The organism is Serratia sp. Sp408, assembly GCF_057180665.1.
Map to the genome: position 1 here is coordinate 161,560 of NZ_JBXUFT010000001.1, position 23,707 is coordinate 185,266.

At 56.3% G+C, this 23,707-nt stretch carries 21 protein-coding genes and 1 pseudogene; 14 read left to right on the forward strand and 8 right to left on the reverse strand.

What is annotated here, in order from left to right:
* Window positions 1-36 precede the first annotated feature (36 nt).
* The 3 genes from ggt to AC2AXP_RS00825 form a co-directional block, all read right to left on the reverse strand.
* On the reverse strand, window positions 37-1,800 hold the full coding sequence (gene ggt, locus AC2AXP_RS00815) for a gamma-glutamyltransferase (protein ID WP_004954702.1): 1,764 nt from the start codon (window positions 1,798-1,800) through the stop codon (window positions 37-39).
* Window positions 1,801-2,056: 256 nt separating this feature from the next.
* Complete coding sequence (locus AC2AXP_RS00820; RefSeq protein ID WP_198773369.1) at window positions 2,057-2,659, reverse strand: peroxiredoxin C; 603 nt, start codon at window positions 2,657-2,659, stop codon at window positions 2,057-2,059.
* A 246-nt stretch (window positions 2,660-2,905) separates the two neighbouring features.
* The gene (locus AC2AXP_RS00825) at window positions 2,906-3,487 is read right to left on the reverse strand and encodes an ACP phosphodiesterase (RefSeq protein ID WP_004954697.1); all 582 of its coding nucleotides are present in this window, start codon (window positions 3,485-3,487) and stop codon (window positions 2,906-2,908) included.
* Between the two features lie 104 nt (window positions 3,488-3,591).
* Here AC2AXP_RS00825 and queA point away from each other — a divergent pair, with 104 nt between their 5' ends.
* The 5 genes from queA (at window position 3,592) to secF (ending at window position 9,179) form a co-directional block, all read left to right on the forward strand.
* Entirely contained in the window at window positions 3,592-4,662 is a 1,071-nt protein-coding gene (gene queA, locus AC2AXP_RS00830) for a tRNA preQ1(34) S-adenosylmethionine ribosyltransferase-isomerase QueA (protein WP_484381374.1), read from the forward strand.
* 174 nt (window positions 4,663-4,836) lie between these two features.
* Window positions 4,837-5,961 carry a tRNA guanosine(34) transglycosylase Tgt gene (gene tgt / locus AC2AXP_RS00835; RefSeq protein WP_039991058.1) on the forward strand — a complete coding sequence of 375 codons (1,125 nt, stop codon included), beginning with the start codon at window positions 4,837-4,839 and terminating at the stop codon, window positions 5,959-5,961.
* 33 nt (window positions 5,962-5,994) lie between these two features.
* Complete coding sequence (yajC, locus tag AC2AXP_RS00840; protein WP_004949246.1) at window positions 5,995-6,327, forward strand: preprotein translocase subunit YajC; 333 nt, start codon at window positions 5,995-5,997, stop codon at window positions 6,325-6,327.
* Window positions 6,328-6,352: 25 nt separating this feature from the next.
* Window positions 6,353-8,200, forward strand: a complete 1,848-nt coding sequence (gene secD, locus AC2AXP_RS00845; RefSeq protein WP_071586624.1) for a protein translocase subunit SecD — start codon at window positions 6,353-6,355, stop codon at window positions 8,198-8,200.
* 10 nt (window positions 8,201-8,210) lie between these two features.
* Window positions 8,211-9,179 carry a protein translocase subunit SecF gene (secF, locus tag AC2AXP_RS00850; protein ID WP_004954684.1) on the forward strand — a complete coding sequence of 323 codons (969 nt, stop codon included), beginning with the start codon at window positions 8,211-8,213 and terminating at the stop codon, window positions 9,177-9,179.
* Window positions 9,180-9,312: 133 nt separating this feature from the next.
* On the opposite strand, the pseudogene AC2AXP_RS00855 reads toward secF, so the two are convergent.
* Window positions 9,313-9,837: pseudogene (locus tag AC2AXP_RS00855) on the reverse strand (SadB/YajI family lipoprotein); the annotation flags it as partial.
* Between the two features lie 187 nt (window positions 9,838-10,024).
* Between AC2AXP_RS00855 and nrdR the strand changes: the two are divergent.
* From nrdR to pgpA, 6 genes are all read left to right on the forward strand, one after another.
* Window positions 10,025-10,474, forward strand: coding sequence for a transcriptional regulator NrdR (nrdR, locus tag AC2AXP_RS00860; RefSeq protein ID WP_004954675.1), 450 nt, complete (start codon window positions 10,025-10,027; stop codon window positions 10,472-10,474).
* Window positions 10,475-10,485: 11 nt separating this feature from the next.
* The gene (gene ribD, locus AC2AXP_RS00865; RefSeq protein WP_004954672.1) at window positions 10,486-11,598 is read left to right on the forward strand and encodes a bifunctional diaminohydroxyphosphoribosylaminopyrimidine deaminase/5-amino-6-(5-phosphoribosylamino)uracil reductase RibD; all 1,113 of its coding nucleotides are present in this window, start codon (window positions 10,486-10,488) and stop codon (window positions 11,596-11,598) included.
* A gap of 116 nt (window positions 11,599-11,714) precedes the next feature.
* Window positions 11,715-12,185, forward strand: coding sequence for a 6,7-dimethyl-8-ribityllumazine synthase (ribH, locus tag AC2AXP_RS00870; protein ID WP_004954670.1), 471 nt, complete (start codon window positions 11,715-11,717; stop codon window positions 12,183-12,185).
* 20 nt (window positions 12,186-12,205) lie between these two features.
* Window positions 12,206-12,622: a transcription antitermination factor NusB gene (gene nusB, locus AC2AXP_RS00875; RefSeq protein WP_039991056.1), complete on the forward strand. Its 417-nt coding sequence runs from the start codon at window positions 12,206-12,208 to the stop codon at window positions 12,620-12,622.
* A gap of 157 nt (window positions 12,623-12,779) precedes the next feature.
* Window positions 12,780-13,757: a thiamine-phosphate kinase gene (gene thiL, locus AC2AXP_RS00880; RefSeq protein ID WP_039991055.1), complete on the forward strand. Its 978-nt coding sequence runs from the start codon at window positions 12,780-12,782 to the stop codon at window positions 13,755-13,757.
* Between the two features lie 8 nt (window positions 13,758-13,765).
* Window positions 13,766-14,260, forward strand: coding sequence for a phosphatidylglycerophosphatase A (pgpA, locus tag AC2AXP_RS00885; RefSeq protein WP_198773365.1), 495 nt, complete (start codon window positions 13,766-13,768; stop codon window positions 14,258-14,260).
* Between the two features lie 34 nt (window positions 14,261-14,294).
* Here the strand turns inward: pgpA and AC2AXP_RS00890 are convergent, their stop codons facing one another.
* The 4 genes from AC2AXP_RS00890 to xseB all read right to left on the reverse strand — a co-directional run bounded on the left by AC2AXP_RS00890 (window position 14,295) and on the right by xseB (window position 18,490).
* Window positions 14,295-15,269, reverse strand: coding sequence for an aldo/keto reductase (locus AC2AXP_RS00890; protein WP_004954661.1), 975 nt, complete (start codon window positions 15,267-15,269; stop codon window positions 14,295-14,297).
* A 100-nt stretch (window positions 15,270-15,369) separates the two neighbouring features.
* A complete protein-coding gene (gene dxs / locus AC2AXP_RS00895) occupies window positions 15,370-17,235 on the reverse strand; it encodes a 1-deoxy-D-xylulose-5-phosphate synthase (RefSeq protein ID WP_430299467.1) in 1,866 nt (621 codons plus the stop codon).
* Between the two features lie 82 nt (window positions 17,236-17,317).
* Window positions 17,318-18,220, reverse strand: a complete 903-nt coding sequence (gene ispA, locus AC2AXP_RS00900; protein WP_004954657.1) for a (2E,6E)-farnesyl diphosphate synthase — start codon at window positions 18,218-18,220, stop codon at window positions 17,318-17,320.
* Between the two features lie 6 nt (window positions 18,221-18,226).
* On the reverse strand, window positions 18,227-18,490 hold the full coding sequence (gene xseB, locus AC2AXP_RS00905) for an exodeoxyribonuclease VII small subunit (protein WP_004954655.1): 264 nt from the start codon (window positions 18,488-18,490) through the stop codon (window positions 18,227-18,229).
* Window positions 18,491-18,650: 160 nt separating this feature from the next.
* On the opposite strand from xseB, the gene thiI reads away from it, so the two are divergent.
* The 3 genes from thiI (at window position 18,651) to AC2AXP_RS00920 (ending at window position 23,682) form a co-directional block, all read left to right on the forward strand.
* Window positions 18,651-20,099 carry a tRNA uracil 4-sulfurtransferase ThiI gene (gene thiI / locus AC2AXP_RS00910; protein WP_004954653.1) on the forward strand — a complete coding sequence of 483 codons (1,449 nt, stop codon included), beginning with the start codon at window positions 18,651-18,653 and terminating at the stop codon, window positions 20,097-20,099.
* Window positions 20,100-20,555: 456 nt separating this feature from the next.
* A complete protein-coding gene (locus AC2AXP_RS00915; RefSeq protein ID WP_039991053.1) occupies window positions 20,556-22,019 on the forward strand; it encodes a filamentous hemagglutinin N-terminal domain-containing protein in 1,464 nt (487 codons plus the stop codon).
* A gap of 49 nt (window positions 22,020-22,068) precedes the next feature.
* Window positions 22,069-23,682, forward strand: a complete 1,614-nt coding sequence (locus AC2AXP_RS00920; protein ID WP_198773363.1) for a ShlB/FhaC/HecB family hemolysin secretion/activation protein — start codon at window positions 22,069-22,071, stop codon at window positions 23,680-23,682.
* The last annotated feature ends 25 nt before the right edge of the window (window positions 23,683-23,707 follow it).

The window sequence follows — 23,707 nt, forward strand, 5'->3', positions numbered from 1 at the left end:
GCGTCAGGGGCCGTTTGACCGGCCCCATCATGGTGCTCAGTAGCCTACGGCGGAGCCGGCCGGGCGGCGAACGTCGTTGGCACCGTACAGGTAGCCTTCGCGTACTTTGCCTGACACCGCCGAGTCGTTGCCGGAGTTGGCCGGCGTCACGCCCGCAGCTCCCGGCAAGCCTACCAGAATCAGCTCGGCGGCGCCCCACGGCGTTTGTTCCACCATTTTATAGCCCATGTCGTGCAAGATGTTCAGCGTATCGGCCGATACGCCGCGCTGTTCGTAATACACTTCGTCTGGCAGCCACTGGTGGTGAATGCGCGCGGCGTCGACTGCTTCTTGTGGCGCCATGCCGTGGTCTATCACGTTCAACGCGGTTTGTAGCGTGATAGTGATGATGCGCGAACCGCCCGGCGAGCCGAGAACCATAAATATTTTATTGTCCTTGGTCACCAGCGTCGGGCTCATTGACGATAGTGGGCGCTTACCGGGGGCGATGGAGTTGGCGGTGCCCTGTACCAGGCCGTACAGGTTTTTCTCGCCGACCTTAACGGTGAAGTCGTCCATTTCATCGTTCAGGAAGAAACCGGTGCCCGGCGCGATCACCACTGCACCAAAGCGGCCATTGACGGTATAGGTGGTGGACACCGCGTTGCCCTGATGATCGACAATCGAGTAATGGGTAGTTTCCGGTTTTTCATGCGGTTCCATGCCTGGCTGCACGTTTTCAGACGGCGTTGCCTTGCCGGCGACGATTTTCTTGCGGATCTGTTCGGCGTAACTTTTGCTGACCAGCCGGTCGATAGGATTCTTGATAAATTCCGGATCGCCGAGATAGGTGTTGCGATCCATATAGGCATGACGCATGGCTTCGGTCATGGTATGGATCGCGGCGGCTGAATTGAAGCCCATGCTTTTCAGATCGTAGCCTTCCAGCACGTTGAGCGTCTCACACAGCGTCACCCCGCCAGAGCTGGGCGGCGGTGATGAAACGAACTTATAGCCGCGGTAGCTGCAAACGATCGGCGGCGTTTCGGTCACTTTATAGTTGGCAAAATCGGCAGCGGTCAAAATACCGCCACCCTGTTTTGCCGCTGCCTCAACCGCCTGCGGAATTTTACCGTGGTAGAACGCATCCGGCCCGTTTTTGGCAATGGCCTCCAGCGTATTGGCCAGATCGCTTTGCACCAGACGATCGCCCGGTTGCAGCGCAGATCCGTCCTTGCGCAGGAAAATCCTGGCCGCCTCCGCATCCTGCTTGAAGCGGGCTACGGTGGTATCAAGAATATCGGTATCGGCGCGGGTCAGTACGAAGCCCTCGCGCGCCAGTTTGATTGCCGGCGCCATCACCTGTTCACGGCTCAGCTTGCCGTATTTTTTACGGGCGGTTTCCATTCCGAGTACCGTGCCCGGCACGCCGGCCGCCAGGTAGCCATACAGGCTGGCGTCTTTCCTGACCTTGCCGTCGGCGTCCAGATACATGTTGGCGCTGGCCGCCGCCGGGGCGGTTTCACGGAAGTTGATAAAGGTGTCGCTGCCGTCGGCTAAATGAATGGTCATAAAACCGCCGCCGCCGATATTGCCGCAGCAGGGGTTGACCACCGCCTGAGCGTAGCCGACCGCGACGGCCGCATCTACGGCGTTACCGCCCATCTTGAGAATATCCACGCCAATCTGCGAGGCGAGATGCTGTGATGTGACCACCATACCATTCCGGGCTTCTACCGCCGGGTTTGACGCGGCGTACAGGCTGCCGCTGACCAGCAGCGCCGCCACGGTCAGGGGCTTACTCCATTTTTGCAAACGCATAGTTCTTCCTACCCTGTCAGTTTTTATTGTGATGCCCCCGTCATGGTGCGGGGGTACTGTGATGCTCTGCAAACAGCAGGCCAGCGATTACAGCGTAGCGCTACAGTCGCGTCCGTGCTGAAAATAGAGGGGGGAATGTGAGCGGAAACAAGGAATTATTAGGTTGGCAGGCTCGAAAAAAGGGCAGCGTGCACGATAAAAGGGCAAAAAAAAACCGGCCAGCGAGGCTGACCGGTTGTCTGCTTGGCTGTGGAAATTACAGCTTGGCAGCGTTTTCAGACAGGTATTTGGCCACGCCGTCTGGTGATGCGCCCATACCCGCTTTGCCTTTTTCCCACTGAGCCGGGCACACTTCGCCGTGCTCTTCGTGGAATTGCAGCGCGTCAACGGTACGGATCATTTCGTCGATGTTACGGCCGATTGGCAGGTCGTTAACGACCTGTGCACGCACGATGCCGTCTTTGTCGATCAGGAAAGAGCCGCGCAGCGCAACGCCGGCTTCTGGGTGCTCGATGCCGTAAGCTTTTTGGATTTCACGCTTCACGTCAGCAACCATTGCGTATTTCACTTCGCCGATGCCGCCTTTGTCGACAGGGGTTTTACGCCATGCGTTGTGGACGAATTCTGAATCGAAGGAAACGCCAACAACTTCAACGCCACGCTTCTGGAATTCTTCATAACGGTGATCGAAAGCGATCAGTTCTGAAGGACAGACGAAGGTGAAGTCCATCGGCCAGAAGAACAGTACGGCAGGCTTGCCGTTCAGGTGCTTCTTCAGGTTGAAGTTTTCAACGATTTCGCCATTGCCGAGTACGGCAGCAGCAGTGAAGTCAGGGGCTTGACGAGTTACCAGGACCATGATTACTCCTGTAATAGTTGTTAAGGGTTGATGTATACCCATCGGCGTGTAAACCACCAGCCGTTGGGTAAAAACTTGAGCCAGTATAGGGGCCTTGGTGCGGTGAATAAAGGGCAAACTACCAATCAATGAGATAGCTTTCGCCTATTAAATTCATCGTTTAAATTTAGCAAGCTTTAAAAATAACCTTTTCGCAAAAAAGGGCAAGCGCTAAAAACATTTTCTTGTCGTAGCGATACGTGGCGGTCATAGCGTTTTGGCTTTTGCCTGCTGCATCATCTGCGGGTAAAACTGCCAGAACTGTGTTTCAAGTTGATGATAATGGCGTTCAACGTCGTCAAACGAGCCCGCCAGCGCCGCCAATCGCGGGCGGCGGTTGGCCATGCCCTGCAATACCGTGGCGATGAACGGCAGTTCGGCATAGCGTTCCAGCCAGCGTTCCGGCCACAGGTAGTTATTCAGGTTCTGAAAACGCGCCGGGGTCAGCGGCAGATGCGGCACAATCTGGCTGCGCGCTTCCTGAGTGAAACGTTCCAGGCTGCGCGACGGCTCTATCTGTTGCCAATGGCGTGCCAGAAAGTGATCCCACACCACATCGAGCGTAATCGGCGCGACGCGGCGGTGCCGATCGCTGAAAAAATCGCGACAGGCCTTGACCTGCGGCAACGAGTCGGTGAGCACGTCGATGCGCCGGTGCAGCATGATGCCGGCCACCACCTCGGGTGCATAGTCGGCTGCGGGGTTGCCGCGTACGAAGTCGGCCAACAGGTTGCCCAGCAGCGAGCTGTCCGCCAACTGGGCCAAATGGAGATGAGCGAGAAAATTCATCCGTCAACTATACCCGAACTGCGGCGAATCCTCCTTATTTCTTGCTGCCGGCGGCCGGCGGCTTTAGACTAGGCCGCCTGTTTTTTTAGCTGAAGTGATTATCCATGCGCGTCGCCGATTTTTCTTTTGATCTTCCCGAGTCGTTAATTGCACGTTATCCACAACCTCAACGCAGCGGTTGCCGCTTGTTGCAACTGGATGGACCGACGGGGAAGTTGACGCACGGCGTATTCACCGATCTGCTGGATCAACTGGAGGCCGGCGATCTGCTGGTGTTCAACAATACCCGGGTGATCCCGGCGCGTATCTTTGGCCGCAAGGCCAGTGGCGGGAAAATCGAAGTGCTGGTCGAGCGGGTGCTCGACGATCATCGGGTGTTGGCGCATGTCCGCGCATCCAAGGCGCCAAAACCGGGCGCTGCGCTGTTGCTGGGTGACGACGACAGCATTCCTGCCACCATGGTGGCGCGTCACGATACGCTGTTTGAACTGCGCTTTGACGATCCGCGCGACGTGTTTACCATTCTCAATGCGGTGGGGCATATGCCGCTGCCGCCGTATATCGATCGGCCGGACGAAGACGCCGATCGCGAACTGTATCAGACCGTTTACAGCCAGAAGCCGGGCGCGGTTGCGGCGCCAACCGCCGGGCTGCACTTTGACGAGCCGCTGCTGGCGGCGCTGCGTGAGAAGGGCGTCGAAATGGCGTTCGTTACCCTGCACGTCGGCGCAGGCACCTTCCAGCCGGTGCGGGTCGAAACCATCGAAGAACATGTGATGCACGCCGAATACGCCGAAGTGCCGCAAGAGGTGGTTGATGCGGTATTGGCCTGCAAGGCGCGCGGCAAGCGCGTGGTCGCCGTCGGCACCACCTCGGTGCGCTCACTGGAAAGCGCCGCCAAGGCCAGCCAGGATGCACCGATCGCGCCATTCTTCGGCGATACCTGTATTTTCATCTATCCGGGATATCACTATCAGGTCATTGATGCGCTGATCACCAATTTCCACCTGCCGGAATCGACGCTGATCATGCTGGTTTCGGCCTTTGCCGGCTATCAGAACACCATGAATGCCTATCGACAGGCGGTGGCCGAGCAATACCGTTTCTTCAGTTATGGTGATGCGATGTTTATCAGTCGTAATCCGCAGGCGGAAAACGAGTCCGTCGGCAAATAAATTTTCGAGGTATACCCAAAATAATTGAAACGGCGTCAAGGCAGTATGTGAGCGACCCCCGACGGACTTGCGAGAGTCAATGATTCGGGTGAGTGAACGCCGCCAATACAGAGGCCGTTTCAAGCATGACAGGTATTTATGACGTCAGACTGTTTCTCTGACGCTGGAGGCATTGTGAAGTACGAATTACAGACAACCGATGGTCGCGCTCGCCGTGGCCGCCTGGTATTTGAACGCGGTGTGGTAGAAACACCGGCCTTTATGCCGGTCGGCACTTACGGCACGGTAAAAGGCATGACGCCGGAAGAAGTCAAAGAGACCGGTGCACAGATTTTGCTGGGCAATACCTTCCACCTGTGGCTGCGTCCGGGGCAGGAAATCATGAAGCTGCACGGCGATCTGCATGACTTTATGCAATGGCACGGGCCGATTCTGACCGATTCCGGTGGTTTTCAGGTGTTTAGCCTCGGTGCGATGCGCAAGATCAAAGAGGAAGGCGTATACTTCCGCAATCCGATCAACGGCGACAAAGTGTTCCTCAGTCCGGAAAAGTCGATGGAAATCCAGTATGACCTGGGTTCCGATATCGTGATGATCTTTGATGAATGCACGCCGTACCCGGCCGATTGGGATTATGCCAAACGGTCGATGGAAATGTCCCTGCGCTGGGCGCAGCGCAGTCGCGCACGGTTTGACGAGCTGAATAACAAAAATGCGCTGTTTGGCATTATTCAGGGCGGCGTTTACGAAGATTTACGTGATGTTTCAGTAAAAGGGCTGGTGGAGATCGGCTTTGATGGTTACGCTGTGGGCGGCCTGGCGGTTGGTGAGCCGAAAGAAGACATGCATCGCATTCTCGAACATGTTTGTCCGCAAATTCCGGAAGATAAGCCACGCTATCTGATGGGGGTGGGTAAACCGGAAGATCTGGTGGAAGGCGTGCGTCGCGGTATCGATATGTTCGATTGCGTGATGCCGACGCGTAACGCCCGTAACGGCCATCTGTTCGTGACCGACGGTGTGGTAAAAATCCGTAATGCCAAGCACAAGGATGATACTTCTCCGCTGGATAACGAGTGTGATTGCTACACATGTCGCAATTACAGTCGCGCCTACTTGCATCATCTCGACCGTTGCAACGAAATACTCGGTGCCCGTTTGAATACGATTCATAACCTGCGCTACTACCAGCGTGTGATGGCGGGTTTACGCCAGGCTATTGAAGAGGGTAAATTAGAGACGTTTGTTGCGGACTTCTATGGTCGGATCGGCAAGCCGGTTCCACCTTTAACTGTTTGAATTAATAATTGATAACTTAATGAGGGAATTTCAATGAGCTTTTTCATTTCTGACGCCGTCGCATCCGCAGGGGCTCCGGCTCAGGGAAGCCCGTACTCTCTGATCATTATGCTGGTGGTGTTTGGTCTGATCTTCTATTTCATGATCCTGCGCCCACAGCAGAAACGCGCCAAAGAGCATAAGAAGCTGATGGACTCCATCGGCAAGGGCGATGAAGTGCTGACCACCGGCGGTCTGATCGGTCGCGTCACCAAAGTGGCCGACACCGGCATTATCGCTATTGCGCTGAACGACACCACGGAAGTGATGATCAAGCGTGACTTCGTGGCGGCCGTTCTGCCGAAAGGTACCATGAAGGCCCTGTAATTTTGTTTTCCCGAAGGGAATTGCCGTGCTAAACCGTTATCCTTTGTGGAAGTATCTGATGCTGATCGTGGTGATCATCGTCGGTCTGCTTTATGCGCTTCCCAACCTTTATGGTGAGGATCCGGCTGTACAAATCACTGGCGCGCGCGGTGTCGCCGCCAGTGAAGCTACGCTGGACCAAGTCCGTACCGTATTAGAAAAAGACCAGATCGCGAGCAAGTCGATTGCACTGGAAGAAGGCGCAATCCTGGCTCGCTTTTCCGATCCCGACGTTCAGCTGCGTGCCCGCGAAGCCCTGATGGCCGCGATGGGCGACAAATACGTCGTTGCGCTGAACCTGGCTCCGGCTACGCCGCGCTGGCTGACCATGCTGGGCGCCGAGCCGATGAAATTGGGCCTCGATTTACGTGGTGGCGTGCACTTCCTGATGGAAGTCGACATGGATACCGCGCTTGGCAAGTTGCAAGAGCAGACCATGGATACCCTGCGCAGCGATCTGCGTGAAAAGGGCATTGCTTATGCGTCAATCCGTAAACTGGACAAATATGGCGTTGAGGTCCGTTTCCGTGACAATGCCGCGCGCGATCAGGCCATCAGCTATCTGACGCCGCGTCAACGCGATCTGGTGCTGTCGTCCAATGGCAACAACACGCTGAAGGCTACCCTGACCGATGCGCGTTTGAGTGAAGCGCGTGAATATGCCGTTCAGCAGAACATCACTATTCTGCGTAACCGTGTTAACCAGCTCGGCGTAGCCGAACCGCTGGTGCAGCGCCAGGGTTCTGACCGTATCGTGGTCGAACTGCCAGGGATTCAGGATACTGCGCGCGCGAAAGAGATCCTTGGCGCGACCGCAACGCTGGAGTTCCGCCTGGTGAACACCAACGTGGATGCCACGGCGGCAGCGAACGGCCGCGTGCCGGGCGACTCCGAAGTGAAAGACACCCGTGAAGGCCAGCCGATTGTGCTGTACAAGCGGGTGATCCTGACCGGCGATCATATCACCGACTCGACCTCGACCATGGACGAGTACAACCAGCCGCAGGTTAACATCTCGCTGGACAGCGCTGGCGGCAACGCCATGTCCAACTTCACCAAGGACAACATCGGCAAACCGATGGCGACCCTGTTCGTGGAGTACAAGGACAGCGGCAAGAAAGACGCCAACGGCCGCTCGGTACTGGTTAAGCAGGAAGAAGTCATCAACGTTGCCAACATTCAATCGCGTCTGGGCAACAGCTTCCGTATTACCGGCATCGGTAATCCGAATGAAGCACGTCAACTGTCGCTGCTGCTGCGCGCCGGTGCGCTGATTGCACCAATCCAGATCGTGGAAGAGCGTACCATCGGTCCAACCCTGGGGATGCAAAACATCACTCAAGGTCTGGAAGCCTGTCTGTGGGGCCTGGTCGCGTCGATCGTGTTCATGGTGGTCTGGTACCGTAAATTCGGTGTGATTGCGACCAGCGCGCTGGTCGCCAACCTGGTGCTGATTGTCGGCGTCATGTCGCTGTTGCCAGGGGCAACGCTGACCATGCCGGGCATTGCCGGTATCGTGCTGACGCTGGCGGTGGCGGTTGATGCCAACGTGCTGATCAACGAACGTATCAAGGAAGAGCTGAAGAACGGACGCTCCGTTCAGCAAGCGATCCATGAGGGCTATAAGGGCGCGTTCTCCAGTATCATCGATGCCAACATCACCACGCTTATCACCGCGATTATTCTGTACGCAGTGGGCACCGGTTCGATTAAAGGCTTTGCGATTACCACCGCGATCGGTGTGGCGACGTCCATGTTCACCGCGATCGTCGGTACCCGTGCCATCGTCAACCTGCTTTACGGCGGCAAACGCATTAACAAGCTGTCTATCTGAGGAGTGCGTTGTGGCACAGGATTATACTGTTGAACAACTCAACTACGGCCGTAAAGTGTATGACTTTATGCGCTGGGATTACGTGGCCTTCGGCATCTCATTGCTGCTGTTGATCGCGTCGATTACCGTAATGTCGGTTCGTGGCTTTAACTGGGGTCTGGATTTCACCGGCGGTACGGTGATTGAAATCAACCTGGAACAGCCGGCGAACCTGGATCTGATGCGCGATACGCTGGAAAAGGCCGGGTTCAAGGATCCGGTTCTGCAGAACTTTGGCAGCAGCCGCGACATCATGGTGCGTATGCCTCCGGTGACCGGCCCTGCCGGTCAGGAGCTGGGCAACAAGGTGATCAGCGTGATTAACGCGTCAGTGGATAAAAACGCCACCGTCAAGCGCGTTGAGTTCGTTGGCCCGAGCGTGGGTAGTGAATTGGCGCAAAACGGCGGCATGGCGCTGCTGGTGGCGTTGATCTGTATCTTGATTTACGTTGGTTTCCGCTTTGAATGGCGTCTGGCGGCTGGGGCGGTTATTGCGCTGGCACACGACGTGGTGATCACCCTCGGGGTGCTGTCACTGTTCCATATCGAAGTCGATCTGACCATCGTGGCGTCCTTGATGTCGGTCATCGGCTACTCGTTGAACGACAGCATCGTGGTTTCCGACCGTATTCGTGAGAACTTCCGCAAGATCCGTCGCGGTACCTCTTACGAAATTATCAACGTGTCGCTGACCCAGACGCTGAGCCGTACATTGATGACCTCCGGGACCACCCTGATGGTGGTACTGATGCTGTACATCTTTGGCGGTGCGATGCTGCATGGCTTCTCGCTGGCGATGCTGATCGGCGTGTCCATCGGTACCGTATCCTCCATCTACGTCGCGTCTGCGCTGGCGTTGAAGCTGGGTATGAAGCGTGAACACATGCTGCAGCAGAAAGTAGAGAAAGAAGGCGCCGATCAGCCTTCAATTCTGCCCTGATTGCGGTAGGTCAAGCTGAAAAAAGAGCGCCGATTGGCGCTCTTTTTTTATTTTGATGACGCAGTCGGCATTGGTGTAGGCCGAGGGAGCCGGCAGCGTGGTGAACGGGGTTATTTTGCCACTCAGCGCCGAGCGGCTCGACCTCGTGCAGGCGAATGTAACCCAGCTGTTGCGGAGTTACGCCGCTGAAACGCAGCTCAAAGCTCTGCTCGGTTTTCGACAGCAGAGATTCACCGCTCTGGATAGGCTGCGAAAGCGCTCCGGCGCTCTGCAACTGGCCGTTGGCGTCCAGTTGACCCCATTCCACCATGGCCTTGAAGGCTGGCAGCGATTTACCGGAGAGCGTGCGTATATGCAGTATTGCCTGGGTACCGTTAGCTTCGGTCTTCACATGGCTAAGTGATACGCTCAGTTCGCCGAGTGCGCTTTGCAAACGTGCGCCAGTATTGGCGGTCGGCAGCAGATACACGCCGCTGGCGGAGTTGCTGTTCAACTGATTCTGGCGCTCCAGCGCCGTGGCCTGGTCGGTTAGCGTATTCAGCTTTTGGTTCAGCTCGACCATCTGGTTCTGCAATTTCGGCACTTCGCGATTCTGCGCGCAGCCAGCCAGCGTAACCAGGGCGCCAAGCAAGAGAACTTTACGATAACTAATTGTCATGGCAGTGATTTCCTATTCAATAACTCCTGTTATCAGCTTAGTCGCAATCGCGATGAAAGTCATGCGCACACCGGTACAATGCCGCGTCAAGCGGCGTGGCGTCGCAACAAATGCCCCATGCCCTTTGTTGTAACCAAACTTCGCGGTAAACTATTCTCAACTATGAGAACGCTTGTCAGGACGTGTTATGCATTGCCCTTTTTGCGCTGCTGTTGATACCAAAGTGATTGATTCCCGTCTGGTAGGCGATGGCTCACAGGTGCGCCGTCGTCGTCAGTGTCTGGTTTGTAACGAACGCTTTACCACCTTTGAGGTGGCGGAACTGGTGATGCCGCGCGTGATCAAAAGTGACGAGGTACGTGAGCCTTTCAATGAGGACAAGCTGCGTCGCGGCATGCTGAAAGCGCTGGAAAAGCGCCCGGTCAGCTCCGATGATGTGGAAAACGCCATCAACCATATAAAATCCCAGTTGCGGGCCACCGGCGAGCGTGAAGTGCCGACGAAAATGGTCGGCAATCTGGTAATGGACGCGCTGAAGAAACTGGACAAGGTGGCTTACATCCGCTTTGCTTCGGTTTATCGCAGTTTTGAAGATATCCGCGAGTTCGGCGAAGAGATCGCCAGGCTCCAGGACTGACAGGTTTCGAAATGCACAACGACGAATTGTATATGGCGCGCGCCTTTGAACTGGCGCGGTTGGGGCGATTTACTACCGCGCCGAACCCCAACGTCGGCTGCGTCATTGTGCGCGATGGCCAGATCGTTGGTGAGGGGTATCATCTGCGCGCCGGTGAACCGCATGCCGAAGTGCATGCGCTGCGCATGGCCGGTAAGCGTGCACGCGGTGCCACCGCCTACGTTACGCTGGAACCCTGTAGCCATCATGGCCGCACGCCGCCGTGTGCCGACGCCCTGATCGATGCCGGCGTCAGCCGCGTGGTGGCGGCGATGCAGGATCCCAATCCGCAGGTCGCCGGGCGCGGGCTGTACAAACTGCAGCAGGCGGGCATCGAGGTGCGGCATGGCCTGATGCTGGCCGAAGCCGAAGCGGTCAACCTGGGGTTCCTCAAGCGCATGCGTACCGGTTTCCCCTATGTGCAACTCAAACTGGGGGCTTCACTCGATGGCTGCACCGCGATGGCTTCCGGTGAAAGCCAGTGGATTACCTCCCCCCAGGCGCGTCAGGACGTACAGCGTTTACGCGCCGAAAGTGCGGCGATACTCAGTACCAGCGCCACCGTGCTGGCGGACGATCCATCGCTGACGGTGCGTTGGGATGAACTGGACGCAGAAACTCAGCGTAGCTATCCGCGTGAAAACCTGCGCCAGCCGCTGCGGATCATTCTCGACGGTCACAACCGCGTCACGCCTCAGCATAAGTTGATCCAGCAACCCGGCACCACCTGGCTGGCGCGTTTACAGCCGGATCAGGGTTTATGGCCACAAAACGTCGAACAGTTGCAATTCCCGGCGCACGGCGGCGGTATCGATTTGGTGGTGATGATGATGCAGTTGGCGAAACGTCAGGTGAATTCGATCTGGGTGGAAGCGGGCGCCCGGCTGTCCGGTGCATTATTGCAGGCCGGCCTGGTAGACGAGCTCATTTTGTACATCGCGCCAAAACTGTTGGGGGATAATGGCCGTGGCCTTTGTCACCTGCCGGGACTGGAACAACTGATCGATGCACCGGAGTTCGTCTTCAGCGAGGTGCGGCAGGTCGGGCCGGATTTACGCTTGCGCCTGAAAGCCAAACACCCGTAATCAGCCCTGCAGCACGGTAGCCCGTCGGGTTTTACAAAACCGCCGCGCAGGCGTGCAAAGAATATGATAGAATCCGCCCCCCTGCGGGGTATTGAACCCATTTTTAAGGAAAGCCCATGAACGTTATCGAAGGTGTTGTTGCTACTCCAAATGCCCGTGTGGCGATCGCAATTGCACGTTTTAACAATTTCATCAACGACAGCCTGCTGGAAGGCGCCATCGATGCGCTGAAACGCATTGGCCAGGTTGCAGACGACAATATCACCGTTGTCTGGGTACCGGGTGCCTATGAGCTGCCGTTGACCGCTCGCGTGTTGGCCAATACTGGCAAGTACGACGCCGTTATCGCGCTGGGCACGGTGATCCGCGGGGGAACCGCGCACTTTGAATATGTGGCAGGCGAAGCCAGTTCTGGCCTGGGCAGCGTTTCTCTGAACGCTGAAATCCCGGTTGCCTTTGGCGTTCTGACCACCGAAAGCATCGAACAAGCGATCGAGCGTGCCGGCACCAAAGCGGGCAACAAAGGCGCAGAAGCTGCCCTGACCGCACTTGAAATGATTAATGTTATCAAAGCTATTAAAGCCTGAATTTAGTTAAGGGGAATTCCGTGAAACCTGCTGCTCGTCGCCGCGCTCGTGAGTGCGCTGTTCAAGCGCTTTACTCTTGGCAGTTGTCAAAAAATGACATTGCCGATGTTGAATTACAGTTCCTGACGGAGCAGGATGTCAAAGACGTTGACATCGCCTATTTTCGCGAGCTGCTGTCCGGCGTGGCAGTGAATGCAGGTACGTTGGATGCTCTGATGGCGCCTTACCTGTCTCGTCAGCTCGAAGAGCTGGGCCAGGTAGAAAAAGCGGTGCTGCGCATTGCGCTGTTTGAGCTGAAAATGCGTGAAGATGTCCCTTACAAAGTGGCAATCAATGAAGCAATCGAACTGGCGAAAACCTTCGGTGCCGAAGATAGCCACAAGTTTGTGAATGGCGTGCTGGATAAAGCAGCGCCAAGCATCCGCAAGAAGAAATAAATTTTAAGGCCGGTTTACCGGCCTTAAATTCATCTGTACACCACGTCATTCATTTTGCACCGCCCGGTGCAGCGATTCCTGGTTTTGACCAAGTCAATGGCAGGGGACAGGGCCGAGTGGGTAACATGAGCGATGAAAAGTCTATTGGAATATGATTATGGCATGCGGCGAATTTGACCTCATTGCCCGCTATTTTGACCGGTTCAAGAGCGTACGCCGGGACGTACAGTTGGGCATTGGAGATGACTGCGCACTGCTGACAGTGGCAGAAAAACAGCTTTTGGCCGTCAGTACCGATACCCTGGTTGCGGGCGTTCACTTCCTGCCGGATATCGATCCGGCCGATCTTGGCTACAAGGCGCTGGCGGTAAACCTCAGCGATCTGGCGGCGATGGGCGCCGATCCTGCCTGGTTATCGCTGGCATTGACCTTGCCAAGCGTTGATGAGAGCTGGTTGAAGGCCTTTAGCGATAGCCTGTTCGAGCAGCTCAATTATTATGGCATGCAGCTGATTGGCGGTGACACCACCCGTGGCCCGCTCAGCATGACACTGACCATCAATGGCCTGATCCCTGCCGGACGCGCATTAACGCGTGGTGGGGCGCGTATCGGCGACTGGATTTACGTTACCGGTACGCTGGGTGACAGCGCCGCCGGTTTGGCCATTTTACAGGATCGTCTGTCGGTAGCCGATGCCAGCGCGCGCAATTATCTGTTGGGACGTCATTTACGGCCGCAGCCACGGGTATTGCAAGGGCAGGCGTTGCGCGATCTGGCCAGTGCGGCGATCGACCTTTCCGACGGTCTGATTTCCGATCTGAAACACCTGTTGAAAGCCAGTGAGTGCGGCGCGCGTATCGATCTGGGTGAATTGCCGATGTCGCAGGCGCTGACCGGCCATAGCGATGCCGAGCAGGCATTGCGCTGGGCGTTGACCGGCGGCGAGGATTACGAACTATGCTTTACGGTGCCGGAGATCAACCGTGGCGCGCTGGAAGTGGCGCTGAGCCATTTGGGCGCCGATTACACCTGTATTGGCCAGATAGGGCCGCTTTCCGAAGGCCTGCAATTCTTGCGCGACGACAAGGCGGTGGATTTGCCGTGGGCCGGTTTTGATCACTTTAGCGTGGAATAGGGCATTGCATGGATGAAGCGACGCGCCGGTTGCGTTTAAGCAACCCATGGCACCTGCTGGCCACCGGCTTCGGCAGTGGACTCTCGCCGATCATGCCCGGCACCGTCGGGTCATTGGCGGCGATACCGTTCTGGTTGCTGCTGATCCAGTTACCGTGGCAGCTCTATTCGCTGTTGGTGATGTTCAGCATCTGTATCGGTGTCTATCTGTGCCATCAGACGGCGAAAGACATGCGTGTGCACGATCATGGCAGCATCGTCTGGGATGAGTTTGTCGGGATGTGGATCACGCTGATGGCGTTGCCTATCAACGACTGGCGCTGGGTTGCCGCCGGTTTTGTGATTTTCCGCCTGCTGGATATCTGGAAACCGTGGCCGATTCGCTGGTTTGATCGCAACGTGCACGGCGGCATGGGCATCATGATCGACGATATCGTCGCCGGGGTAATTGCCGCCGGGGTGATCTATCTGATAGGCCATCATTGGCCGATCGGACTATTTTGATCGTGTAACGGGGCGCCAGCGAGCGCCCCGTTGGTTATTCAAACCCGGTGACGCGATGCGGCACATAGGCCGTTTCCAATTCGGCAATGTCAAGCGAGCTCAACGTCAGATCGACGGCGGCAATGGCGTCTTCCAGTTGCTCGCTGCGCGAGGCGCCGACAATCGGGGTGGTGACGACCGGTTTACTCAGCAGCCAGGCCAGCGCCACCTGAGCGCGCGAAACGCCGCGCTGTTCGGCGATGGTCGCTACACGTTCGGCAATGATCTGGTCAGTGCCTGCGGTGTCGTCATACAGGCTTTTGCCAAACTCGTCCGAGACCAGACGGGCGGTGCTCTCACCCCACGGACGCGTTAGTCGTCCGCGCGCCAGCGGGCTCCATGGCATGACGGCAATCCCTTCCGCCGCGCACAATGGCAGCATTTCACGCTCTTCTTCCCGCTGAATCAGATTATATTGGTTTTGCATGGTGGCAAAGCGCGTCCAGCCGTGTAAATCGGCGGTGTAAAGCGCTTTGGCAAACTGCCAGGCATACATCGACGAGGCGCCGATATAACGAGCCTTACCGGCCTTGACCACCTCATGCAGCGCTTCCAGTGTTTCTTCGAGCGGCGTCTCGTAATCCCAGCGGTGGATTTGCAGCAGATCGACATAATCGGTGCCCAGTCGCTTCAGGCTATCGTCGATCGATTGCATAATCTTGCCGCGCGACAGGCCACGCTCCAGATTGCTAAGCGGAAAGTACACTTTGGTGGCGATCACCACCTGGTCACGGCGCGCATAATCACGTAGCGCACGGCCGACGATCTCTTCGCTGCTGCCGTCTGAATAGCTGTTGGCGGTGTCAAAAAAGTTGATGCCCGCTTCTAGCGCCTGTTTGAGCAGCGGGCGACTGCTCTCTTCCGGCAGGGTCCAGGCGTGATTGCCACGATTGGGTTCGCCATAGGTCATGCAACCCAGACAGATGCGGGATACGTTAAGATCGGTATTACCCAGTTTTACATACTTCATGCTTGCCTCCGGTTTAGCTCCGACAGTAACTGTAGCGGATTATCGGGGCGCGAGGAGGGGGATATTGAACAAAAGGGGCTTCAGTGAAGCCCCAGAAGGTTTATTCTGCCAGCCAGTTGGTGATTTGGCGTTGAATACCGGCGGCATCAAGGCCCAGATCGTGGCGGATCTCGTCCTGGCCACCCTGCGGTACAAAGGCGTCCGGCAGGCCGATGTTCAGCACCGGTACTACGCGGCGTTTGGTCATTAACAGTTCATTAACGCCGCTGCCGGCACCGCCCATGATGGCGTTTTCCTCCAGCGTCACCAGTGCTTGGTGGCTGGCGGCCATTTCCAGCACCAGCGCTTCATCCAGCGGTTTGACGAAACGCATGTCGACCAGCGTGGCATTGAGCGCCTCGGCGGCCAACTGTGCTTCCGGCAGCAGGGTGCCGAAGTTGAGAATGGCGACTTTCTCGCCTTCGCGGCGTACCACGCCTTTACCCAGCGGCAACGCGGCCAGCGGCTCCAGTGTGGCACCGGTACCGTTGCCACGCGGGTAACGCACCGCGCTTGGGCCGTCGTTGTGGTGATAGCCGGTAAACAGCATTTGACGGCATTCGTTTTCATCGCTCGGCGTCATGATCACCATATTCGGGATACAACGCAGGAAGGAGAGATCGAACGCCCCTTGGTGGGTCTGCCCATCGGCACCGACAATACCGCCGCGATCGATGGCGAACAGCACCGGCAAATTCTGGATCGCCACGTCGTGGATCACCTGATCGTAGGCGCGTTGCAGGAAGGTGGAGTAAATCGCCACCACCGGCTTGTAACCGCCAATCGCCAGGCCGGCGGCAAAGGTGACCGCGTGCTGTTCGGCGATCGCCACGTCGAAGTATTGCTGTGGGTAATCGCGAGAAAATTGCACCATGCCCGAGCCTTCGCGCATCGCGGGCGTGATGGCCATCAGGGCGCTGTCCTTGGCGGCGGTTTCACACAGCCATTCGCCAAATATTTTAGAATAGGTCGGCAGACCGCCGGCGCTCTTCGGCAGAGTGCCGCTGGCCGGATCGAACTTGGGTACCGCATGGAAGCTGATCGGATCCTTTTCTGCCGGCGCATAACCACGGCCTTTCTTGGTCATGATATGCAGCAGCTGTGGCCCTTTCAGATCGCGCATGTTCTTCAGCGTGGCGACCAGTCCCTGTACGTCATGACCGTCGACCGGGCCGATGTAATTAAAGCCCAGCTCTTCGAACAGCGTGCCCGGAACTACCATACCCTTCAAATGTTCTTCGGTGCGCTTGATCAGTTCCTTGATCGGCGGCAGGCCGGAAAGCACTTTTTTGCCGCCTTCGCGCAGCGTGGAATACAGTTTTCCCGACAGCAATTGCGCCAGATGGTTATTCAACGCGCCGACGTTTTCCGAGATCGACATTTCGTTGTCGTTCAAGACCACCAGCATGTCCGGATCGATGTCGCCGGCGTGATTCATTGCTTCAAATGCCATACCGGCGGTAATCGCGCCGTCGCCAATCACGCATACCGTACGGCGGCCCTTGCCTTCGCGTGCGGCGGCTACGGCCATGCCCAGGCCGGCGCTGATCGACGTCGATGAATGGCCAACCGACAACACGTCGTATTCGCTTTCAGCGCGCCAAGGGAAAGGATGCAAGCCATTCTTTTGGCGAATGGTCGAGATGCGATCGCGGCGACCGGTTAGAATTTTATGCGGGTAGGCCTGGTGACCAACATCCCATACCAGATGATCGAACGGGGTGTTGTAAACGTAGTGCAACGCCACCGTCAGTTCGACGGTACCCAGCCCGGAAGCAAAGTGGCCGCTCGAGCGGCTGACGCTGTCCAGCAAATATTGCCGCAGCTCGTCGCACAGCTTCGGCAGGCTTTCTTTTGGCAACGAGCGGAGTTCCTCGGGGTTATCCGCCAGCGCCAACGTTGGGTATTTGGCTATATCAAGACTCATTCGATACTCATATCAGAGGTATGCCATTAATTGTCCATTGAGCCTGTGGCACAATGACAGCCAATGGCGATAACGTCACACGTTAATTGTCGCGTTCAATAATGAAGCTGGCTAACGCCCTTAATGGCGCGGTATTGTAAGAGTGTGCCGCCAGCGTATCCAGCGCGGCCAAGGCTTCCAGGTGCAAATCGCTGGCTTTGGCTTTGGCGTTTTCCAACCCGAGCAGCGCAGGATAGGTGCTCTTGCCATGCTGCTGGTCGGCCCCTTGGCGCTTTCCTATTTTGGCAGTTTCGCCGATGACGTCGAGAATGTCATCCTGAACCTGGAACGCCAGGCCAATCGCCGCGGCGTAACGATCGAGCTGCACCAACGCCGCTCGGCCCGGTTCACCCGCTGCCAGCGCGCCCAGGCGCACCGCGGCGCGGATCAATGCCCCGGTTTTAAGCCGGTGGATCTGCTCCAGCGCTTCCAGATTAATCTGACGACCCTCGGCCGCCAGATCCAGAGCCTGACCGCCGCACATGCCGGCAACGCCGCTGGCGCCGGCCAGTTCAGACACCATCGCCAACCTGTCGCGCAGCGCGACGTCGGGCATATCGGCATCGGCCAGGATCGAGAATGCCAGCGTTTGCAGCGCGTCGCCGGCCAGGATGGCATTGGCTTCGCCAAACTTGATGTGGCAGGTCGGCTGGCCACGGCGTAGATCGTCATTGTCCATCGCCGGCAGATCGTCGTGGATCAGCGAATAGGCATGGATGCATTCTATGGCGGCAGCCGGCACATCGAGATTATTCAGCGATACACCGAACATCTCGCCAGTAGCGTAAACCAGGAACGGGCGCAGGCGCTTTCCACCCAATAACGCGCCGTGACGCATGGCTTCGACCATCGCGTCTTTATTAAACGGCAGCGGGGCGATAAACCCCAGTAACGCATCGTCGGCACGTTGACGATAAACCTGCAACTGGCTGTTAAAGTCAGACATCAATAATTACTCGGCATCCGGGGTAAAAGACGTTAATGCGGCATCATCGTTGCTATCGTTCAATAAAATCTGTACGCGCTGCTCCGCCTGCTGCAACTTTTGCTGGCCCTGACGCGCCAATTGTACGCCGCGCTCAAATTGATTCAACGCGTCTTCCAGCGGCAGCTCGCCGGATTCCAGGCGTGTCACGATGCTCTCCAGCTCGGTGAGGGAGTTTTCAAAACTGACGTTTTGCTCGGTACTGTCTGATTGCGCGGGTTTTTTAGGCATAATTTTCTTTTTACATCATCATGTGAACAGTGGCGCCAGAGCCTATCCTAGCGGATCTTGATTAGCAAATCATGGCGTGCGCGTGTGGTTTTGTGCGCAGAGCCATACCGGATGGTGATATACTCCGCACCGTTAATTTTATCTGACCATAAAGACCGCCATGAAGTTTATCATTAAATTGTTCCCGGAAATCACCATCAAGAGTCAATCTGTGCGCTTGCGCTTCATTAAGATTCTGACGACCAACATCCGTAACGTTCTGAAGCAGTATGATGAAACCCTGGCGGTTGTTCGTCATTGGGACTTCATCGAAGTCCGCGCCAAGGACGAAAACCAGCGTCCGGTGATTGCCGATGCGCTGACGCGTATCCCCGGTATTCACCATATTCTGGAAGTGGAAGATCGTGAATACACCGATATCCACCATATTTTTGAACAAACGCTGGAGGCCTATCGCCAACAGCTGGAAGGTAAGACCTTCTGCGTGCGGGTAAAACGTCGCGGCAAGCAGGATTTCAATTCGCAGGACGTGGAACGTTACGTTGGCGGCGGCCTGAATCAGCATATTGAGAGCGCGCGCGTCAATCTGACGCGTCCCCAGGTAACGGTTAACCTGGAGATCGAAGACGACAAGCTGATGCTGGTGAAGGCGCGTCGCGAAGGTATCGGCGGTTATCCGATCGGTACCCAGGAAGACGTGATGTCGCTGATTTCCGGTGGCTTCGACTCCGGCGTCTCCAGCTATATGCTGATGCGTCGCGGCTGTCGGGTACATTATTGTTTCTTCAACCTCGGCGGCTCGGCGCATGAAATCGGCGTCAAGCAGGTGGCGCACTATTTGTGGAACCGTTTCGGCAGTTCGCACAAGGTGCGTTTCGTGGCGATTGATTTTGAACCGGTGGTCGGTGAGATCCTGGAAAAGGTCGATGACGGCCAGATGGGCGTGGTGCTGAAACGCATGATGGTGCGCGCAGCGTCTAAAGTGGCGGAGCGCTACGGCGTGCAGGCATTGGTGACCGGCGAAGCGCTGGGACAGGTTTCCAGCCAGACGCTGACCAACCTGCGCCTGATTGACAACGCCTCTGACACGTTGATCCTGCGGCCGCTGATTTCGCACGACAAAGAGCACATCATTAACGTCGCGCGGCAGATCGGTACCGAAGATTTCGCCAAAACCATGCCGGAATACTGTGGCGTGATCTCCAAAAATCCAACGGTAAAAGCGGTCAAAGAGAAAATCGAAGAAGAAGAAGGGCATTTCGACTTCGAGATCCTCGAGCGTGTGGTGCGCGAAGCCAAGAACGTCGATATCCGTACCATCGCCAGCGATATGCAACAGCAGGTCACCGAAGTGGAAACCGTGGCGGCATTTGGCGCCGACGAGGTGATACTGGATATTCGTGCGATTGACGAACAGGATGAGCGACCATTGCAACTGCAGCAGGTCGAGGTGAAGTCGCTGCCGTTTTATAAGCTTGGCAGCCAGTTTGCCGATCTGGATCAGAGTAAAACCTATCTGCTGTACTGTGAGCGTGGCGTAATGAGCCGCTTGCAGGCGCTGTACCTGATTGAGCAGGGCTACGGCAATATCAAGGTCTACCGCCCGTAGTCCTACCGACCAAGCATTGCCGGCGTTGTCTGACGCCGGCTTGCTTATCCCTTCATTGTCCTGCCGCGGTGTCCGCCAGCGTTACTTCCCATTATACGGCTTCGAATATATAAATATATTTACTGAAGTTTCTTTATTATTTTCATATTAAATATATTAAGAAATAATTGATTTTTTAATTTACGACTATCGTTATAGTTGATTTCTGTCGCAATGATTGAGCGACTGCCTGTTATTCACTGCTAGGTAATTGTCGCGGATCTGATGCTTTTAATCATAATTAATTTATGTATTTTCCGTCGTGTTTATCGGTCGTGTGAATTATTTGCGTAAGTTGTTAGCTTACGTTTTTTATAAAGGAATAATCCGCTGGCGCACCGGCTGTTTTGAACGTCAAGCTGGCGAGTGGGTTATATGAAAATAATGGATGAGTTATTTTATGCAAGGAGAAGGCCAATGGAAATCACAAGGGTAACGCTGCTTTCTGCATTGACGCTGCTGGGGTCGAGTCTGTCCGCCCAGGCGGAAATCACCCCGCAAGCCGCGGGTGCAGTGAGCCAGGTCAATCAGGTACCGGTAGTGAACATCAACGCGCCGAGTCAGGATGGCGTATCCCATAACCGCTATTCGCAATTTGACGTCGAGGCGCAGGGCGCGATCCTGAATAACAGCCTTGCCGGTGCACAAACCACGCTGGCTGGCGCGGTAGCGGGAAATAGTCAATTTAACGGTCGTGCCGCGACGGTTATTCTCAATGAGGTTGATTCAGCCAATAAAAGTATTCTTAATGGTATGGTGGAAGTGGCCGGGCAGCGCGCCGACGTGGTGATTGCCAATAAAACAGGTATCACCTGTAACGGCTGCGGGTTTATTAACGCCAGCAACGGCGTATTAACCACAGGGGAATTACAGTTCAGCAATGGCACCTTTAGCGGTTATCGGGTCGAGCAAGGGAATATCCTGGTGGATGGCCAGGGCATGAAAAAGGGTGACGTCGACTACACGGCGATCATTGCTCGCACCGCCAACGTCAACGCCGCGATACATGCCGATGCGCTGTTTGTCTCCGCCGGCAAGAAAACGCTCACTGCGGATTTGTCTGGTGCCAGCAATGCCGCGTTTTCTCGCGACAGGCCTGAGGTGTTGATTGATGTTTCCGAGCTGGGCGGAATGTATGCCGGCAAGATCAGGCTGGTGGCCAATGAAAACGGCGTTGGCGTTAATAGCGCCAATGCCAATGCGGCGCAGCAACGCTCCGGCGGCGCATTCAACCATATCAGCGTTGCCAACCGTGGTCAGATTTTTGCCAAGGGCGGCAGTGCCAGCATCAGCGCGACGACGCTATACAATCAGCGTGATATCGGCGCGGATCGGCTGAGCATTAGCGCGACCCAGTTGCAAAATGACGGCAACATCCTCGGGCCGAACGTATCGGTGACGGCGACCGAATTGCAAAACAACGCTCTGTTCCACGCTAATCGGCTGCAGGTCGCCGCTACCCGCCTGACTAACCGCGGCAAGATGCAGTCGCTGAACGCCCCGTTGTCGCTCAATGCCACCACGCTGCGTAATGACGGACAACTGTTGTCCGGCAGCAGGTTGCAGATCGGTAGCAGCAATATGCTGAACGGCAAAAACGGCGTAATTAAAGCGAACGACAAGGTCAATATCCAAGGCACCACTCTCAATAACGCTGGCAAAATTTCCTCGCTGAATTCATCGGTGAGTCTTAGCGACACCACTTTCCGCAATAGCGGCAGCGTGACCGCAGCGAGCACCGTCAGCCACGTTGGCACCAGTTTCCGCAACGAGGGCACCATGACCGCCGGCAACGGGGTGGTGACCAATAACGGGCGGGATATCAATAAGCCGTTGCCGCCGCGCAAACGTCCAACATACGGTTGGCCGTTTAGCTGGTAGAACAGAGGCAATTGCCTCCGCCAGCGTGCGGAGGCGTTGGCGGGCAAAAATGAAAAAATCGCTTCTTATCGGATTGCTGGCTGCCGCGATCGGCATTGACGCTCATGCTGAGCAGTACCCGCCACAGCTTAAAGAGGTCATCGCTCAGGAAAGCATTATCAGCGATACGCAGCGCAAGCTGTTGCCGTCGGCGCCTGCCAGCCTGATGGCGGAATCGGAGCATCCGCCGTCGTTCGATCCGCTTATTGTTGAGTCGCCCTGTGTGGTGATTCATCACGTCGCGCTGCCGACAGAGCGGCAGAATCCACGCGCTTTCAACCGGCTGGCACAATCCGCTGTTGGGCACTGCCTGGGTAGTCAGGGGTTGGCGCATATGCAAAGACAACTGCAAAATCAACTGATTGCCAGAGGTTACATCACTTCGCGGGTACGCCTGGTCAGCGAGGGGCGTGCAGCGGAAAGGTTGACGGTTGATGTGGATTACGGCCGCATTGGGCAGTTGAACATGCGTGCTGGCAGTAGCCCGCATTTTCATCCGGCGTTCACCTTTCCTCTGGCACCAGGCGAGGTGCTGGATCTGCGGCGTGTGGAACAAGGGCTGGAGAACATCGGGCTGATACCCGGTGTGCTCAGCGATATCCGCATTGTTCCGGGAGCCCGTCCCGGAGAGAGCGACATCGAGATCTTTCGCCGCCAGGATAAATATTGGCGCGTAACCGCCTGGCTGGATGATGCGGGCACGCGCTCAACCGGCCGTTACCAGGCCGGTGGCGCGTTATATCTGGATAATCTGGCTGGCGTAAACGACGTGTTGTATGCCTCGGCGGCACGTAGCATTTTTGCGGCCCAAGGCCGAGACAGTGCAAGCCGCGCGTTGTACTACAGTCTGCCGCTTGGTTTTTGGAGCCTCGGCGCGTTGGCGGGCGACAGTCGTTACCAGCAGACCATCAATGGCCATGCAGTAGATTACCGTTATCTCGGCCGCTCCGAGTATTGGGGGATGCAGGCGCGATACACTCTCGCACGCGGCATGAATCAAAAGACCATGCTGAACGGCCAGTTGCTGCAACGCAGCTACCGCTATTATCTGAATGATACCGAGATTGCCCTGCAACGCGCCAGCCTGACCAGCCTGAAGCTGGGGGCAAGCCACTTGCACTACACCGCAGACGCGCAGATCTCCCTGGCCATTGACGCGGTGGTGGGAAGCGGCGCCGACAATCGGCAACCTATGATGCAGTTTGCTGGTAGCGTGCTGCGCCCGTTTACGCTTTCTGACTATCGTCTGCGTTATCTTGGTGAGCTGTCAGGGCAAATCGCCGATGCGATGCAACCGGTGCAGGACAAGTGTTTTATTGGCGATCGTTCGACGGTAAGGGGATTTCGCGGTGACAATAAACTGATCGGCAGCAACGGAGGCTATCTACGCAATACGCTGATGCTGGAGCTCAACATGCTACAACCCTACGTTGGGGTTGATTACGGACAACTGCGTCAGCATCAGGGCGATGTCGGCGGCAAACTGGCTGGCGGCGTCTTCGGTATACAAACCGATAAGGGGCCATTTTTCATGGATATTTTTGCCGGCATGCCGTTGATCAAACCGGCAGCGTTGCCAGCCGATCGTCTGGTGCTGGGGTTCTCCAGTCAAATCGGTTTTTGATCGCCTGCCGGCGCAATGTAGCGCC

Bases quoted from the DNA above. Each gene is read 5' to 3' on its own strand.
- ggt (WP_004954702.1), bottom strand. From the start codon at position 1,800: ATGCGTTTGCAAAAATGGAGTAAGCCCCTGACCGTGGCGGCGCTGCTG.
- AC2AXP_RS00820 (WP_198773369.1), bottom strand. From the start codon at position 2,659: ATGGTCCTGGTAACTCGTCAAGCCCCTGACTTCACTGCTGCTGCCGTA.
- AC2AXP_RS00825 (WP_004954697.1), bottom strand. From the start codon at position 3,487: ATGAATTTTCTCGCTCATCTCCATTTGGCCCAGTTGGCGGACAGCTCG.
- queA (WP_484381374.1), top strand. From the start codon at position 3,592: ATGCGCGTCGCCGATTTTTCTTTTGATCTTCCCGAGTCGTTAATTGCA.
- yajC (WP_004949246.1), top strand. From the start codon at position 5,995: ATGAGCTTTTTCATTTCTGACGCCGTCGCATCCGCAGGGGCTCCGGCT.
- nrdR (WP_004954675.1), top strand. From the start codon at position 10,025: ATGCATTGCCCTTTTTGCGCTGCTGTTGATACCAAAGTGATTGATTCC.
- ribD (WP_004954672.1), top strand. From the start codon at position 10,486: ATGCACAACGACGAATTGTATATGGCGCGCGCCTTTGAACTGGCGCGG.
- ribH (WP_004954670.1), top strand. From the start codon at position 11,715: ATGAACGTTATCGAAGGTGTTGTTGCTACTCCAAATGCCCGTGTGGCG.
- thiL (WP_039991055.1), top strand. From the start codon at position 12,780: ATGGCATGCGGCGAATTTGACCTCATTGCCCGCTATTTTGACCGGTTC.
- pgpA (WP_198773365.1), top strand. From the start codon at position 13,766: ATGGATGAAGCGACGCGCCGGTTGCGTTTAAGCAACCCATGGCACCTG.
- AC2AXP_RS00890 (WP_004954661.1), bottom strand. From the start codon at position 15,269: ATGAAGTATGTAAAACTGGGTAATACCGATCTTAACGTATCCCGCATC.
- dxs (WP_430299467.1), bottom strand. From the start codon at position 17,235: ATGAGTCTTGATATAGCCAAATACCCAACGTTGGCGCTGGCGGATAAC.
- ispA (WP_004954657.1), bottom strand. From the start codon at position 18,220: ATGTCTGACTTTAACAGCCAGTTGCAGGTTTATCGTCAACGTGCCGAC.
- xseB (WP_004954655.1), bottom strand. From the start codon at position 18,490: ATGCCTAAAAAACCCGCGCAATCAGACAGTACCGAGCAAAACGTCAGT.
- thiI (WP_004954653.1), top strand. From the start codon at position 18,651: ATGAAGTTTATCATTAAATTGTTCCCGGAAATCACCATCAAGAGTCAA.
- AC2AXP_RS00915 (WP_039991053.1), top strand. From the start codon at position 20,556: ATGGAAATCACAAGGGTAACGCTGCTTTCTGCATTGACGCTGCTGGGG.
- AC2AXP_RS00920 (WP_198773363.1), top strand. From the start codon at position 22,069: ATGAAAAAATCGCTTCTTATCGGATTGCTGGCTGCCGCGATCGGCATT.